This is a genomic window from Paenibacillus anseongensis (genome assembly GCF_009757995.1).
GTDB lineage: Bacteria > Bacillota > Bacilli > Paenibacillales > NBRC-103111 > Paenibacillus_E > Paenibacillus_E chondroitinus.
Map to the genome: position 1 here is coordinate 757,070 of NZ_WSEM01000016.1, position 15,366 is coordinate 772,435.

The window sequence follows — 15,366 nt, forward strand, 5'->3', positions numbered from 1 at the left end:
TGCTGATTATTGTTCTATAGCAATATATTCAGCAATTTGCACAGCATTCCAAGCAGCGCCTTTGAGCAGGTTGTCAGAAACAATCCACATATTCAGTGCTTTTGGGTTGCTCAAATCGCGGCGCACGCGTCCAACAAAAGTTTCTAGCTTGCCCGCTGCATCTGTTGCTAGTGGATATTGCTGCTCAGCCGGGTTGTCAACTAACACGATACCAGGAGCGTTCGCAAGCAATGTTTTCACTTCTTCTACGTCGAAATCTTCCTTCAATTCCACGTAAACGGACTCTGAATGTCCATACACAACAGGAATACGCACACAAGTGGCAGTCACTTCAATGGACTCGTCACCCATAATTTTTTTCGTTTCAAGAATCATTTTCATCTCTTCATTGGTAAATCCATTGTCGAGAAACTTGTCGATTTGAGGAATTGCATTAAACGCGATTTGGTGTTTCACCGGCAAAGAGCCCACTGGCAAAATGTCCGGATTCGCATCATTACCTGCAAGTACCTCTTGCGATTGTCTCAACATTTCATGAATCGCTTTCGCGCCCGCTCCAGAAACAGCTTGATACGTCGATACGATGATGCGGGAAATGCCGTAACGATCGTATAAAGGCTTCAGGGTTGCAACCATCTGAATCGTGGAACAGTTCGGATTTGCAATGATACCTTTGTGCTCGTTGATCTTGTCAACATTCACTTCTGGGACAACCAGAGGTGTGTCAGGATCCATACGGTAGGCACTTGTGTTATCAATGCAAATTGCACCTGCATTCACCGCGTGCGGAGCTAACGCTTTAGTCACGTCGCCGCCAGCGCTAAACAAGGCAATATCTACACCCTCAAAGCTATCAGGGGTAGCTTCTTGAACCGTTACATCTTGGCCTTTGAAAGAAATCTTGACACCCGCTGAGCGAGCGGAAGAAAGCAATTTTAATTCCTTGATGGGGAAATTCCGTTGTTCTAATAGACGGATGATTTGTTCACCTACTGCGCCTGTTGCTCCGACGACTGCAATGTTGAAAAGCTTCTGGTTGGACATGAGCTGGTCTCTCCCCTTCAAGATTTATATATGAAATTAGTACTGAAATCTCTCAATAATCATGGGTTGCAATTGCTTGCCATCCAACGCAGACTCACAAGCTTCCATAATCAAATCCATGCGAGCCACCAACGAATTTGGCTTAGCTCCAGGTGCATCTTGACCAAAAGGAACAAAATAAATGTTCTTCGTAATCAGAAGCTTAGCGATATTCATCGCATTCAAACCTAGTCCGTCGTTGGTAGAAATAGCTAATACAAGCGGACGTAAGTTCCGCATTTGCGCTTTGGCAGCCATAAGTACAGGACTTTCTGTCATCGCATTTGCTAGCTTACTAGTTGTATTTCCTGTGCACGGCGCAATAACCATCACATCAAGCAGCTTGGATGGACCTAGTGGTTCTGCATCTACAATTGTCGAAATGATGTTGTTGCCTGTTATGTCCTTTAACTGCTGCTGCCAATCTGCCGATTTACCGAAACGTGTGTCAGTTGTCATGATCGTATTGGATACAATCGGAATGACGCGTGCACCAGCATCTACAAATCTCTGAATTTGAGGCATTACCTCTTCCAGCGTACAGTGAGAACCGGTTAACGCGTAACCGACTGTTTTCCCTTGCCAATTCATTCCACATCGCTCCTGTCTCTGAAGTCTTCCTCGATCAGCTGACTTAATGTGTTCGCCATGATGCGGCCAGCTGTTTTGGGGGCGACGATGCCAGGTAATCCGGGCGCAAGCATCGCTTTGACACCTCTTCTCTCGGCAAATCGGAAGTCCGTTCCACCGGGTTTAGAAGCCAAATCGATGATCAGCGCGCGATGTGGGATATTAGTAATAACTTGCGCTGTGACTATCATAGTCGGAATTGTGTTAAAAAGCAAGTCAATATTCCCCACTTCCGGATACAGATCTTTCGTGTAAAAAGGCTGAAAACCCATCTCCCACGCCCTTGCGAAATGCTCTGGTTTCCTTACCCCTACCTTAACGGTAGCCCCTAAACCTTGCAGTGTTTTGGCCATGGTGAAACCCGTACGACCAAAACCCAAAACCATACATACAGAACCATGAATCGTAATATCCGTGTTCTGTATTGCCATCATCAGCGCGCCTTCAGCTGTTGGAATGGAGTTGTATATCGCGACATCGTCTCGATCAAATAATTCCACAACACCTATTCCATGTGCGGCACAAAGATTTTTCAAATAACTTTTGGCCATTCCCGTGTATACCTTGGCATGCTTCGGCAGCGAAGAAATATGAACGTCCGTCAATCTCAACTCTTCGCTTGAAAAGATAGATTCCACTTGTCCCGAATCATCCGTACCTACAGCCGGCAAAATTAGAACATCAATCGTTTGAAGCAGCACGGGATCTAGTTTCGCATTGGAAACACTGCTGAATTGCCTCCCGAGATTGTCAAAACCGAATAATGTTACTGATGCGTCAAGCTCGGTAAATTTCTGAATTACTTCTAGCTGCCGGGCGTCTCCACCCATGAAAGCAACCGAAATCCCAGTAAGCATTCTTTGCTTACACCCCTTTCTCGGTCCGTTTCGATACGTTATAGTATGCGTTCGCCTAAAGATGGGTGCCACTGCTTTTTGAAACAAAAAAAAGAACCCCTATACAGAGGTTCTTCCTACTACTTACTATCGTCCTGTGTGACCAAACCCGCCGGAGCCCCGCTCCGTTTCCGTCAACTCATTAACTTCCACTAAATCAATCTGTGGTACCAGCTGAAATACCATCTGGGCAATGCGCTCATTGCGCCCGATTGTGAATGCTTCCTGTCCAAGATTGATCAGCAGTACCTTCACTTCACCACGATAATCAGCATCGATTGTTCCTGGAGAATTCAGTGTCGTAATACCATATTTGAAAGCCAATCCGCTTCTTGGCCGGATCTGTGCTTCAAGTTCAGGTGGCATGCTCAGCGCGAATCCAGTGGGAATAAGCCGACGCTCTCCCGGAGCAAGAATAACAGGTTCGCTTACAGCAGCATGAAGGTCAAATCCGCTTGCTGCTGCAGACATTTTCTGAGGCAAGAGGATATCTTCCTGCCCGGAAACACGTTTTATTTGGACATCAAACTTAGAGAGAGACAAGCTGATCCCTCCTGAAGCTGCTAATGACATCATCGGAATTCCCTACCATAGACAGAGCGAACGGCGTAGAGAATAATGTTTTGGTTAAAGCTTGAATGTGCTCCATTTGAACGCTGTCAATGCGTTGAAGCATTTCGTCCAGGCTGTAGTGTTTGCCCGTCATCAACTCATTTTTCCCAAAACGGTTCATACGGCTGCTCGTACTCTCAAGACTAAGAATCAGGCTGCCCTTCAACTGTTCTTTCCCTTTTTTCAACTCGGATTCCAGCATCCCTTTTACCGCTATATCATGCAGCAGTTCCATCGTTACCTTCAAGACTTCTTCTGTTTGTTTAGGTGCTGTGCCTGTATAGATCGTAAACATACCGCTATCGATATGGGAAGAATGGTACGAATACACCGAGTAAGCTAAGCCGCGCTTCTCACGGATTTCTTGAAACAGTCTGGAGCTCATGCCCCCGCCGATCGCGTTATTGAGCAGCACCATAGGGTACAGGTTTTCCTCTTGTAAGGAGAGACCTGGCAGTGAGAGACAGATATGATTTTGCTCTGTTTTTTTGGCATGGAAAATCAATTCTCCAAGGAAATCCGGTGCATCATAGCTCGTTTCTGCTCCTGTGAGTGCGAATCCACCAAAATGCTTCTCAATCAATTCACGAACACTGTCATCAATATTGCCGGCAATGCTAAGCACAGTATTCTCCGTATTATAATGTTTCTTCATATAATTACGAAGATCATCGGACTTCATTTTGGATAAATTTTCTGCCGTCCCGAGAATCGTATAACCTAATGGATGAGTCCCATAAGAAGCTTTCGCTAATAAATCATGGACCAAGTCGTCAGGTGTATCTTCATACATCGAGATCTCTTCATAAATGACTCCCTTTTCTTTCTCCAGCTCCCCTTCATCAAAGGAAGAATGGAAGAACATGTCGGAAAGTACATCCATAGCTAGCGGCAAATGCTCATCGAGTACTTTGGCATAATAGCAAGTGTACTCTTTGGAGGTAAATGCGTTGACATTCCCGCCAATTCCGTCAAATATCTCGGCAATATCTTTTGCTGAATGGCGCTCCGTCCCCTTGAACAACATGTGTTCAATAAAGTGTGAAATGCCGTTTTGTTCTTGAGACTCATTACGCGAGCCAGTCTTTACCCAAATTCCGAACGTGACCGATCGAAAAGTAGGGATTTGTTCCATAACCACTCTCAAGCCATTATGTAAGCGATATTTGATCACTAAGTTTCCTCCTCAAAATGAAGCCCGTAAAGTCCCATTTCCAAGTTATACTTCCTCAGTCTAACAAAAATGTGCGAGCGACTCAACTTTGCAAGTTGGCCGCCACTCAGTTGACTATTTGGTTCGGATCTTCGACCCGTTTGGAGGAAAGCAATTCCGTTACCGTACCCATGGTTAATCCCTTATTTTTAATCATTCGGATCATCCCTGGCAGTGCGTCTCTGGAAGAAGGCGTTGGATGCATCAGAATAAGCGTGCCAGGCTCAACACTGGTGGAAAGCCGCTGCAGAATGCGATCTGCTCCGGGATTTTTCCAATCAATCGTATCAAAAGTCCATAATACCGTCTTTAGTTTAAACTCGGCCGCTACTTGAACCGTTTCTTGGTTAAAATACCCCGAAGGCGGGGCAAATAGCGTGTTATTCACACCTAACTGCTGCTTAAGCAGCTGCTCCGTTTTGGAGATTTCCTCCACAGCCTTACTTCGGCTGACGTTCCTCATATCCTTATGGGAATAAGCATGATTGGACAATTCATGACCTGCATTCTGAATCGTTTTCGCCATCTCAACATTTTTATTCAACCAAGAGCCATCGAGGAAAAATGTGGCGTGCACGTTTTCTTTGCGCAGCGTCTCTAAAATGCTCGGCAGATACTCATTTCCCCAAGCAACATTGATCATAAATGAGACCATTGGCTTTTTTGGATTGCCTTTATAGATGGGGTTTGGTCCCAGATCATCCAACTGGATACTAGGAGGAACTTCTTTCATGATGTAATTGATTTTGCCAGGCGTCAACTTGTGCTGAGCCAGTTTAAGCGTTTCAGGAATATCGACTTCCAGACCGTTATAGCCAGGAATTGCTTTCCACACTGAATCTAATTTCGCATTGATCGGAGCAATTTTACGTTTTTCCGCCTCTTGGGTGATTGTATCTAATAAATTATTGCTTTTAGGCGGAGTCGATTGAATTGGACCAGCAGCCGGCTGCATTGCAAAAACCGGAAGCGCTTCTTCGTCCTCCCAATCGGTCCCGAATACATAGGGACTTTGTCCACTTTTCACGGACTGAATATAAGCACCCACATTAGGGATAGTATCTAAGGCAAGCATAATCATAGCAAAAAAACTTCCAAGTAGAAGCCACTTCTTGTAGCGCATAGACCGGTCCCCCTTCTCCTCATGTCCTGAGTGTATGCAGAAAGGGACAAGAGTAGAACCGGGCATGTCCGGTCTAACGAAATAGCAAAAAAGAGACAGATTCATCTGACTCTTTATCCATAACTTCATCTATGAAAAAGGGACTTCACAAGTCACTCGGCTCTAGGTTTGAGCCGGGACTTGCGAAGTTAATGTAGCTTTGCGAGAAAGGTTTACTCTTCCTTGCTGGTCAATTTCCGTTACTTTGACTGTGATTTGATCGCCAACGTTAACGACATCTTCCACTTTCGCAACGCGTTCTGTGGAGATTTGAGAAATATGAACCAGACCTTCTTTACCTGGCAGGATCTCAACGAAAGCTCCGAATTTCTCAACGCGTTTTACAGTACCAAGATACGTTTCACCGACGATAACCTCACGCACAATACCTTCAATAATGGAACGTGCTTTTTCGTTCATGGCTTGATTCGAGGAAGCAATGAACACACGGCCATCTTGCTCGATATCAATTTTCACGCCAGTTTCTTCGATAATCTTGTTGATGATTTTACCGCCTGCTCCGATGACATCACGGATTTTGTCAGGGTTGATGTTCATAGTCAAGATTTTCGGCGCATATTCGGAAAGAGTTTTCTTCGGTTCCGAAATACGTGAAACCATTTTGCCTAAAATGTGCATACGACCTTCTTTGGCTTGCTGCAAAGACTGCTGCAGGATGCTGCGATCGATACCATCGATTTTGATATCCATTTGAAGCGCTGTAATCCCTTCAGCTGTACCCGCAACTTTGAAGTCCATATCGCCAAGATGATCTTCCATCCCTTGAATATCGGACAAAATGGAGAAATGGTCTCCGTCTTTAATCAGACCCATCGCAATACCAGCAACCGGTGCTTTAATTGGAACCCCAGCGTCCATAAGCGCTAAAGTACTTGCGCAGATACTTGCTTGGGATGTAGATCCGTTGGATTCAAGTACCTCAGATACAAGACGAATCGTGTAAGGGAAATCGGTTTCGTTAGGAATGATCGGCTCTAAAGCTCTCTCCCCTAGCGCACCATGTCCGATTTCACGACGACCCGGTGGACGAAGCGGTCTTGCTTCACCTACGGAGAACGGAGGGAAATTATAGTGATGCATGAATCGTTTCGTTTCTGTAAGATCCAAGCCGTCTAGAATTTGAACATCGCCTAATGCGCCCAATGTACAAATACTTAATGCTTGCGTTTGTCCACGTGTGAACAAGCCTGATCCGTGCGTGCGCGGCAGCAAGTCAATATCGCAGTCAATCGCGCGAATTTCTTCCAATTTGCGTCCATCCGGTCTAACTTTATCGTGCGTAATCAAACGACGAACTTCTTCTTTGACGATATCATAAAGAGTTTCTTTCACATCGCCTAACAACTCAGGTGTTTCCGCATACAAAGCTGTAAAATGTTCTACCGCTTCAGCGTTCACAACGTCAATTGCTTCTTGTCTTGCATGTTTCTCGGAAATTTTGATGGCATCGACTAATCTAGCCTGCGCGAAGTCACGAACTGCTTTGCTTACATCAGCATCAACCGCGTGGAGTTTCACTTCCATTTTCGGCTTGCCTGCGATTTCAACCAATTCTTCAATAACAGCAACAATTTTGCGGATTTCATCATGACCGTACATGATCGCTTCGAGCACAACGTCCTCGGATACTTCGTTGGCGCCTGCTTCAACCATCATGATTGCGTCTTTTGTTCCTGCAACAGTTAAATGAAGATCACTTTTCTCCGCAATTTCACCCGTTGGGTTGATTACGAATTGACCATCCACACGTCCAACAATGACACCGCCAACAGGACCGTTGAAAGGAACATCCGAAATTGCCAGCGCTGCGGAAGTACCGATCATTGCCGCGATTTCCGGTGGACACTCTTGATCCACGCTCATCACCATGGACACGATTTGAACATCGTTACGGAAGCCTTCCGGGAAAAGCGGACGAATCGGACGATCCGTCAAACGGCTCGCAAGAATTGCTTTTTCACTTGGGCGACCTTCACGCTTAATAAATCCGCCTGGAATCTTACCTACGGAATATAGTCTTTCTTCATAATTGACAGTCAACGGGAAAAAATCCAGGTCTTTCGGTCCGCTGGATGCTGTAACTGTACTTAGCACAACCGTGTCACCATAGCGAACGGTAACTGCTGCATTGGCTTGTTTGGCAAGTCGGCCCGTTTCAAGAATGAACGGTTTACCGCCAAGTTCCATTTGTACCCTTTTCTCCATAAAATCCTCCTAAGGAAATTTCTTATTCATTATGTGTCTTGATACGCATTCACAGAAAAGGAGGTTAAATACCTCAAACCTTTGACTCCGTATGTATCCAAAAACCTGCCTAGCACCTGAGTCATCCTCTAATTCTGCGTAGTGTCTAGTATTTCCTTCTTTTTCCGTTTTAAAAATACAAGAAAAAGCAACCTCGTTGCCACTCTCTGCGCAAGCTTTATCAAGCCCAGCAAAGGAGCAACAGGTTGCTTCTCATTGTCGGTTTTATCGACGCAAACCAAGCTTCTCGATCAAAGCACTATAACGGCTTACATCTTTGTTCTTCACATAAGCAAGAAGCTTACGGCGTTGTCCAACCATTTTAAGCAAACCACGACGGGAGTGGTGATCTTTCTTGTGTGTACGAAGGTGGTTCGTAAGGTTTACAATGTTCTCAGTAAGGATTGCTACTTGTACTTCAGGTGAACCTGTGTCGGTATCGTGTACCTTGTGAGTTTGAATCAGTTGTGTTTTGCGCTCTTGTGTTAATGCCATGATTGTTCATCTCCTAAATTCTATTGTATCCCCATAAGCCTAGAAATCGCCGATGATAGCGTCTATCCAAGCTTAGGTTCATGCCAAGGGAATTGTCCTTTGGGCAACGTTAATCAGTATACCATAATCACATAGTAGAAGTAAATGTTTGATTCGACAGGATCTATTCTAATTTATTTTTTGCAGCTTCCGCATCCGCCTTAATCTGCGTAATCAGCTCGTCAATCGAAGAGAATTTACGCTCGGGACGAAGGAAAGCAATGAGTTCAACCTTCATTTGTTCGCCATAAATTTGCTGCGAGAAGTCAAATAAATGAGCTTCAAACGATGGCTTCAACTCTCCAGTAGCAAAAGTCGGCTTTACACCTATGTTCATGACGCCTTTATAGGTTTCCCCTTTGATTGAAGCTTTAATCGCATACACGCCATTTGTAGGAACAACATAGGTCTCGTCCAATTGAAGATTAGCTGTTGGAAACCCTAGTTGTCTTCCTCGCTTCTCTCCATCTATCACGATGCCGCTAATGCTGTAGGGACGGCCAAGAAGTCTAGTAACTGTGTTAATATCCCCTTGTTGCAACGATTCCCGAATGAGTGTAGAACTAACTTTTTCGCCGTCCATTTGAAAAGGTCTCACCACTTCTACAGAAAATTTCCCGTGACTCAATTCGCAAAGTGAATCCGGGTTGCCTTTGCCTTGATAGCCGAAAGTAAAATCAAAACCGCAAATGACGCTGTTCACACCTAGCCGATCCAAGACTTGATCCACGAATAGTTCCGGGGACAATCGCATTAGCGAAGCGTCGAAGGTCACAATATAAGTATGATTGACGCCCAGCGAGGCAAATATCTCCATCTTCTCTTTCATCGGTGTCAAAAGATCAATGTATTTATCCTGCCCCATTACCGATCTGGGATGCGGGTGGAAAGTCATGATGGCTGTCGGAAGATTCAGCTTTTTAGCAGTAAGCAAGGCTCGTCCAATGACCTCTCGGTGCCCCAAATGAACACCATCAAAATCACCTATAGCTACTACCTGCTCTCCGACAAAAACGCTCGGAGTATCAAAATCAATGGGATATGATATTGGTATTATTTGCATATAAGTTCAATTCACCTATCCATTTCAACCTGTCCCTGCTTGTAATGGGTTAAAGAAATACTTTTGAAGGGATCAGGATTTGGCCAGCGCTTTTCCATTCATAAAGCCCTAGGAACCTTTTATCCGGAGAATAGGCACGAAGCAAGGTTGGAGAACCCGCCGCTGCACCTGTAATGCGACTTTTAGCCACAGAAATGCGTTTTCCTTGCTGCGCATGAGTGGCTTCTTGGTCGGAAAGCTCAACCGAAGGTATATGAGAGATCGCTTGATCCATAGGAATCATACGCTCCTGTAACATACCTTGATCTTTCAATTCTTTGATTTGTTCAAAGGTTAGACACTGTTCCTGACGGATATTGCCTGTGGAAGTCCTGATCAAGCTGCTCATAACCGCAGGATACCCTAAAGCTTTCCCAATATCAACACATAGTGTTCGAATATAGGTTCCTTTCGAGCAAGAAACACGGAAATGTATTTCCGGATGTTTTTGCTGCAAATCCATACGAAGTATGTCTAATTGATGGATCGTTACTTTGCGAGATTTGCGCTCAACTTCCTTGCCTTCGCGGGCCAGCTCATACAGGCGTTTCCCATCGATCTTAACAGCCGAGAACATAGGAGGAATCTGTTCGATTTCTCCGACAAAGCGAAGCAAAGCCTCGCGAACATCCGTTTCGTCCAATTGTACAAGAGAAACTTCTTCGAGCACATTGCCAGTCATATCTTCTGTATCTGTTGAAAGGCCAATTCGAAGAACGGCTTCATATTCCTTCGGTAAGTCCTGTATATATTCAACCATCCGGGTGGCTCGACCAATGCAAAGTGGCAGAACCCCTGTCACTTGCGGATCTAACGTTCCGGTGTGGCCAATACGTCTAATTCCAAGTATACCTCTGACTTTGGCTACTACATCATGTGATGTGAAGCCTTCCGGTTTCCAAACAGGCAAGATGCCTTCTAGCGTCATATCAGCTTGCTCCCTACTTCCTGAACCATTCTTGCTATCGCTTCTTCAATTGCTCCTTGGATTGTGCAGCCTGATGCACGCACATGACCGCCTCCACCAAGGGATTGAGCGATCGCTGCAACGTCGACAAGTCCTGAGGAGCGAAGACTTACTTTAATTACCCCGGGCGCTTTCTCCTTAAATAGCATACCCACTTCGACGCCTTCCACGTTACGAGGATAGTTCACCAGTCCATCTAAATCTTCACTGGAAGCCCCAGTAGACTCCAAATCAGCTAAAGAGACTGCGAGCCACGCCAGTTTGCGGTCATGGGCAAACGAAAGGGTAGATAACGCCTTTTGAAGAAGAACGATTTGCGAATAGGTCACTCTCTCCAAAACTTGCTCGGCAATTTCGGAGCCCTGCACGCCCAAAGCAAGTAGAGACGCTCCAATTTGCATAACTTCCGGCGAAGTATTCGAATAACGAAAGCCGCCTGTATCCGTAAGCAAACCTGTGTAAATACAGTCACCAATAGCCAAGTTCAAACTCATGTTCATATGTATGGCTAAATCATACAAAATTTGAACAGTCGCGGCCGCATCATGTTTAATCAAATGACACGAACCAAATCTATCATTGGTTGGATGATGATCAACATTGAGCAGCTGAGCTTGTTCATCAAAAAGAGTGCTGACCCTACCTATTCTGGAGAAATCAGCACAATCAACACTTATTATGGTCTTGTAACGTCTACTCGGTACTTCTTTACTAAAATCAAGGACCTGATCGCTTCCCCATAGATAGGAGAATTTAGAAGGCATAGGACCTTCGTTGATCATGGTAAAGGTCTTTCCTAGCTGGTCCAGAAGCCAACCCATCGCGTATGTAGAGCTGGCGGCATCCCCATCCGGCTGGATGTGAGATACCACCAGGAAATCATCATGCTGCTCGATAAACTTAGCTGCTGCTTCCAGCTGCTGGCTGTATTCGGTGGCATGCATCATTCCATTACTCATACACTTGTATTTCCTTCCTGGTTTAGCTTATGAAGCAAGTTCTCGATATGACTGCCATAATCGATAGACGCATCGAACTTGAACTGTAATTCCGGGATTTTCCGTAACCGAATTCGTTTGCCAAGTTCAGAACGGATGTAACCGGAACCTGCAGAAAGAGCCTTTAGTGTGGCTTCTTTCTGTTCGTCCGTACCCATCACACTTAGAAACACACGCGCTAAGGAAAGATCATTTGTTACTTCAACACCCGTAACGGTTAGGAAACCAATTCGCGGGTCTTTTAATTCGGATTGAACGATTTGGCTCAATTCTTTCTTGATTTGCTCGCTTACTCGACCTACACGCACTCTAGCCATTTGTTATCACCTCTCAACGGACTCCATGATGAAGGCTTCAATAATGTCGCCCTCTTTAATATCATGATAACGCTCCAGAGATATACCACATTCATAACCTTGTGCTACTTCTTTTTGGTCATCTTTAAATCGTTTCAAGGAATCAATTTTGCCTTCATGAACGACAATACCGCTGCGGATCAAGCGAGTTTGAGCATTACGAGCAATTTTACCCGAAATGACCATACAGCCGGCAATTGTTCCTGAACCCGTAATTTTGAACACGTTACGTACTTCTGCTTGACCAAGAACAACTTCTTTGAAGATTGGATCCAGCATGCCTTTCATTGCTTGCTCGATTTCTTCAATAACGTTGTAAATGATATTGTGCAGACGAATATCAACTTTCTCTTGTTCTGCTGTAGATTTCGCAGCAGGCTCTGGACGAACGTTGAACCCGATAATGATCGCATTAGATGCCGAAGCAAGAATAATATCAGACTCCGTAATCGCCCCTACACCGTTATGCAGGATTTTGACGCGAACGCCTTCCACTTCGATCTTCTCAAGCGAGCTTTTCAGCGCTTCAACAGATCCTTGAACGTCACCTTTGATAATGACATTCAAATCCTTGATTTCGCCATCTTTGATATGCTTGAAGAGATCATCCAATGTCACGCGTGAATTAGCCGTCATCTCGGATTGACGCAGTGCGATGGAACGACGGTCCGCGATATCTCTCGCTTTACGCTCATCTTCATACACCAAGAATGGATCTCCAGCTTGAGGAACATCGGTTAGACCCGTGATTTCGACTGGCGTAGATGGACCTGCTTCTTTCAAGCGTTTGCCCTTATCATTCACCATCGCTCTGATACGGCCGAAGTGAACGCCAGCAACGAAGCTATCTCCCACTTTAAGCGTACCATGTTGAATCAGGACACGAGCCACTGGGCCTCTTCCTTTATCCAACTCAGCTTCAATAACTGTTCCTCTTGCACGTTTGTTCGGGTTAGCTTTGTACTCTTGTACTTCCGCTACGAGCAGGATCATCTCTAAGAGATTTTCAAGTCCGATACGTTGTTTCGCAGAAATTTCGCAGAAAATTGTATCGCCGCCCCACTCTTCCGGAACCAGTTCATAAGCTGTAAGAGCCTGTTTGATTTGGTCAGGATTAGCGCCTTCTTTATCAATTTTGTTCACAGCAACAATGATTGGAACGCCTGCCGCTTTAGCATGGCTAATCGCTTCTACGGTTTGAGGCATTACGCCGTCATCTGCAGCTACGACAATAATCGTAATATCCGTTACTTGTGCACCGCGGGCACGCATCGTTGTAAATGCTTCGTGACCAGGTGTATCCAAGAACGTGATTTTCTTATGGTTAACTTCAACTTGGTACGCACCGATGTGCTGCGTAATTCCGCCTGCTTCGCCTTCTGTAACGCTTGTTTTACGAATAGCATCAAGAAGCGTTGTTTTACCATGGTCAACGTGACCCATAATGGTAACAACCGGTGGACGCTCAAGCAGATCTGCCTCATCATCCACTTCTTCAATCGTCTCGAAGTTGTCTTCTTCGACTTTAATTTTAATCTCAACTTCAACGCCGAATTCAGTTGCAATCAATTGAATAGCGTCCAAATCAAGTTCTTGGTTGATTGTCGCCATTGTTCCTAGGAACAACAGTTTTTTGATAACTTCAGAAGCATCTTTGTGGAGCAATTTGGCAGTTTCACCAACCGTCATGCTGCCGCGAACGATGATTTTCTTAGGTGTGTTATCAATTTTTTCTTTCTTAACCGTTTCTTGTTGATATCTGCCACGGTTGTTACCACGTTGGTTGCCACGGTTGTTGCCGGATGGCCCGCGGTTACCGCCAGAGCGGTTATCATCAAAACGTTTTGGTGTTGGTTTGGATTTCTTAGTAGTAATTACGCCAGCCTTCGCTGCTGCATCATCCAATTCAGCTGCTGTTGCTCCAACATGGAACTGCGGCTTAGCTTCTTGAATAACAGGTCTTCCGCTTTGGTTATTGTTACGGTTGTCAAAAGGTTTGTTTTGACGATTCGGTCCTGTACTGCGGTTAGGACTTCCACCTTGCGGACGGCCGCTGTTTGCGCTTTGTCCGCCACCAGCAGATGCGCCAGCACCTTGATTCGGACGGGATCCCGCATAGTTGCTATTTGTGCGAGGAGCTCCGCCTTGGCCTTGCCCCTGGTAGGAACCTTGACCGCTCGGACGTTGGCTGTTATATCCGCCTGATGATCCACCACTTGGACGTCCATCGTTGGAACGGAATGGAGGTCTGTCACCAGAGCGTTGACCTTGACCCTGTCCTTGATAGCCTTGGCCACTTGGACGTTGTCCGCCTTGCGAAGATCCTTGATAGCCGGAACGTTGCCCGCCTTGTGATGAACCTTGGCCGCTTGGACGTTGTCCGCCTTGGCCTTGGTAACCCGTACGTTGTCCACCTTGGCCTTGACCGCTTGGACGTCCGCCTTGCGAAGATCCTTGACCACTTGGGCGACCATCACGTTGGGGTTGGGAAGGGCGACTTGTCGCACCAGGTGTAGCTTGCGTTGTCGTTGTTGATGGCTGTGGAGTCACTGCACCACTAGTTGTTTGATTGGCTGATTGTTCTGAAGAAGCAACAGGCTTGGAAGCCCCCGTTGCTGCACCTTTATTCTCTTGTGCTGGAGCCTGCGATGCAGGATTCTGATTCGTCGTCGATGAACTCACATTTCCTCCGTCCGTAGCTGCTCGTTTGGCAGCCGCATTAGCTTTTATATCACGGAAAAATTTCTCCACGGAACTAACCGCGTCATTTTCCATTACACTCATATGATTGTTAACAGGTATATTTAAACGTTTGAGAATGGTGATAATTTCTTTACTGCTCATATTGAGCTGTTTGGCGTATTCGTATACGCGGGTTTTATCTTTATTATCTTGTTGTTTATTGGTCAATATGTTCCACCTCCGCAGGATTTTCTTGACTTTTCTGCAGCATCTGCGCGAAGCCTCCGTCCAATACACCTATGGTGACACGCATCTCTTTACCAATGCTGCGGCCCAATTCATACTTCGTTCCAATTTCCATAAGAGTCACCCCATAAAATTGGCATTTATCCTGAAATTTCTTCCGTGTATTAGCCGAAGCATCCTCCGCCATAATGACAAGTTTGGCTTCTCCCGAACGAATGGCTTTAAAGACGCCTTCATCGCCGGTAACAAGCTTTCCTGCCCGCATCGCCAGACCCAACTGGTTAAAAAATTTAGGATTCATCTTCTGAGTCCTCCTCTTTGGAGGAGAGGAATTCATCTTCAACCCGAATAAAATCTTGTTCCAGTTGGTCATAAATATCTGCGCTTACGGCATGCTTAAGTGCTCGATCCAAGGCTTTGCTTTTCTTTGCCAATTTAAAACAAGAAACTTTACCGCATAAGTAGGCACCGCGCCCGGATTTTTTCCCTTTGAGATCAATGAGAATGTCATCTTCAGGCGTTTTGACGACGCGGATCAATTCCCTCTTCGGCATCATCTCCTGGCAGGCCACGCATTTTCTCAGAGGGACTTTTCTCTGCTTCATTCCGATCACCCCTTG

The 15,366-nt window shown here is 45.5% G+C and carries 15 protein-coding genes; all 15 read right to left on the reverse strand.

The window, feature by feature from the left end; translation table 11 throughout:
* Positions 1 to 6: 6 nt before the first annotated feature.
* Positions 7 to 1,044, reverse strand: coding sequence for an aspartate-semialdehyde dehydrogenase (locus GON05_RS19705; protein WP_127450984.1), 1,038 nt, complete (start codon positions 1,042 to 1,044; stop codon positions 7 to 9).
* A 36-nt stretch (positions 1,045 to 1,080) separates the two neighbouring features.
* A complete protein-coding gene (locus GON05_RS19710) occupies positions 1,081 to 1,674 on the reverse strand; it encodes a dipicolinate synthase subunit B (RefSeq protein ID WP_127450986.1) in 594 nt (197 codons plus the stop codon).
* Positions 1,671 to 2,570: a dipicolinate synthase subunit DpsA gene (gene dpsA / locus GON05_RS19715; protein ID WP_157321166.1), complete on the reverse strand. Its 900-nt coding sequence runs from the start codon at positions 2,568 to 2,570 to the stop codon at positions 1,671 to 1,673. The genes GON05_RS19710 and dpsA overlap by 4 nt, the downstream gene beginning before the upstream one ends.
* Before the next feature lie 126 nt (positions 2,571 to 2,696).
* Entirely contained in the window at positions 2,697 to 3,152 is a 456-nt protein-coding gene (gene dut, locus GON05_RS19720) for a dUTP diphosphatase (RefSeq protein WP_258567515.1), read from the reverse strand.
* Positions 3,139 to 4,395, reverse strand: coding sequence for a M16 family metallopeptidase (locus GON05_RS19725; RefSeq protein ID WP_181646151.1), 1,257 nt, complete (start codon positions 4,393 to 4,395; stop codon positions 3,139 to 3,141). The genes dut and GON05_RS19725 overlap by 14 nt, the downstream gene beginning before the upstream one ends.
* 106 nt (positions 4,396 to 4,501) lie before the next feature.
* Positions 4,502 to 5,557, reverse strand: coding sequence for a polysaccharide deacetylase family protein (locus GON05_RS19730; protein ID WP_246239261.1), 1,056 nt, complete (start codon positions 5,555 to 5,557; stop codon positions 4,502 to 4,504).
* A 162-nt stretch (positions 5,558 to 5,719) separates the two neighbouring features.
* Complete coding sequence (gene pnp / locus GON05_RS19735; protein ID WP_157321169.1) at positions 5,720 to 7,822, reverse strand: polyribonucleotide nucleotidyltransferase; 2,103 nt, start codon at positions 7,820 to 7,822, stop codon at positions 5,720 to 5,722.
* Positions 7,823 to 8,086: 264 nt separating this feature from the next.
* On the reverse strand, positions 8,087 to 8,356 hold the full coding sequence (gene rpsO, locus GON05_RS19740) for a 30S ribosomal protein S15 (protein ID WP_029195252.1): 270 nt from the start codon (positions 8,354 to 8,356) through the stop codon (positions 8,087 to 8,089).
* 163 nt (positions 8,357 to 8,519) lie between these two features.
* Entirely contained in the window at positions 8,520 to 9,458 is a 939-nt protein-coding gene (locus GON05_RS19745) for a bifunctional riboflavin kinase/FAD synthetase (protein WP_157321171.1), read from the reverse strand.
* Between the two features lie 49 nt (positions 9,459 to 9,507).
* On the reverse strand, positions 9,508 to 10,425 hold the full coding sequence (truB, locus tag GON05_RS19750) for a tRNA pseudouridine(55) synthase TruB (protein WP_157321173.1): 918 nt from the start codon (positions 10,423 to 10,425) through the stop codon (positions 9,508 to 9,510).
* On the reverse strand, positions 10,422 to 11,423 hold the full coding sequence (locus GON05_RS19755) for a DHH family phosphoesterase (protein WP_246239263.1): 1,002 nt from the start codon (positions 11,421 to 11,423) through the stop codon (positions 10,422 to 10,424). Before GON05_RS19755 ends, truB begins: the two co-directional genes overlap by 4 nt.
* Positions 11,420 to 11,779: a 30S ribosome-binding factor RbfA gene (gene rbfA, locus GON05_RS19760; RefSeq protein ID WP_157321176.1), complete on the reverse strand. Its 360-nt coding sequence runs from the start codon at positions 11,777 to 11,779 to the stop codon at positions 11,420 to 11,422. Before rbfA ends, GON05_RS19755 begins: the two co-directional genes overlap by 4 nt.
* A gap of 6 nt (positions 11,780 to 11,785) precedes the next feature.
* The gene (infB, locus tag GON05_RS19765) at positions 11,786 to 14,728 is read right to left on the reverse strand and encodes a translation initiation factor IF-2 (RefSeq protein ID WP_157321178.1); all 2,943 of its coding nucleotides are present in this window, start codon (positions 14,726 to 14,728) and stop codon (positions 11,786 to 11,788) included.
* Positions 14,718 to 15,047, reverse strand: a complete 330-nt coding sequence (locus GON05_RS19770; RefSeq protein WP_157321181.1) for a L7Ae/L30e/S12e/Gadd45 family ribosomal protein — start codon at positions 15,045 to 15,047, stop codon at positions 14,718 to 14,720. Before GON05_RS19770 ends, infB begins: the two co-directional genes overlap by 11 nt.
* Positions 15,037 to 15,351: an RNase P modulator RnpM gene (gene rnpM, locus GON05_RS19775; RefSeq protein ID WP_127451004.1), complete on the reverse strand. Its 315-nt coding sequence runs from the start codon at positions 15,349 to 15,351 to the stop codon at positions 15,037 to 15,039. The genes GON05_RS19770 and rnpM overlap by 11 nt, the downstream gene beginning before the upstream one ends.
* Between the last annotated feature and the right edge of the window lie 15 nt (positions 15,352 to 15,366).

What these genes read in the sequence shown, in the direction of transcription:
- GON05_RS19705 (WP_127450984.1), bottom strand. Translation starts at nt 1,044, where the DNA reads ATGTCCAACCAGAAGCTTTTCAACATTGCAGTCGTCGGAGCAACAGGC.
- GON05_RS19710 (WP_127450986.1), bottom strand. Translation starts at nt 1,674, where the DNA reads ATGAATTGGCAAGGGAAAACAGTCGGTTACGCGTTAACCGGTTCTCAC.
- dpsA (WP_157321166.1), bottom strand. Translation starts at nt 2,570, where the DNA reads ATGCTTACTGGGATTTCGGTTGCTTTCATGGGTGGAGACGCCCGGCAG.
- GON05_RS19730 (WP_246239261.1), bottom strand. Translation starts at nt 5,557, where the DNA reads ATGCGCTACAAGAAGTGGCTTCTACTTGGAAGTTTTTTTGCTATGATT.
- pnp (WP_157321169.1), bottom strand. Translation starts at nt 7,822, where the DNA reads ATGGAGAAAAGGGTACAAATGGAACTTGGCGGTAAACCGTTCATTCTT.
- rpsO (WP_029195252.1), bottom strand. Translation starts at nt 8,356, where the DNA reads ATGGCATTAACACAAGAGCGCAAAACACAACTGATTCAAACTCACAAG.
- GON05_RS19745 (WP_157321171.1), bottom strand. Translation starts at nt 9,458, where the DNA reads ATGCAAATAATACCAATATCATATCCCATTGATTTTGATACTCCGAGC.
- truB (WP_157321173.1), bottom strand. Translation starts at nt 10,425, where the DNA reads ATGACGCTAGAAGGCATCTTGCCTGTTTGGAAACCGGAAGGCTTCACA.
- GON05_RS19755 (WP_246239263.1), bottom strand. Translation starts at nt 11,423, where the DNA reads ATGAGTAATGGAATGATGCATGCCACCGAATACAGCCAGCAGCTGGAA.
- rbfA (WP_157321176.1), bottom strand. Translation starts at nt 11,779, where the DNA reads ATGGCTAGAGTGCGTGTAGGTCGAGTAAGCGAGCAAATCAAGAAAGAA.
- GON05_RS19770 (WP_157321181.1), bottom strand. Translation starts at nt 15,047, where the DNA reads ATGAATCCTAAATTTTTTAACCAGTTGGGTCTGGCGATGCGGGCAGGA.
- rnpM (WP_127451004.1), bottom strand. Translation starts at nt 15,351, where the DNA reads ATGAAGCAGAGAAAAGTCCCTCTGAGAAAATGCGTGGCCTGCCAGGAG.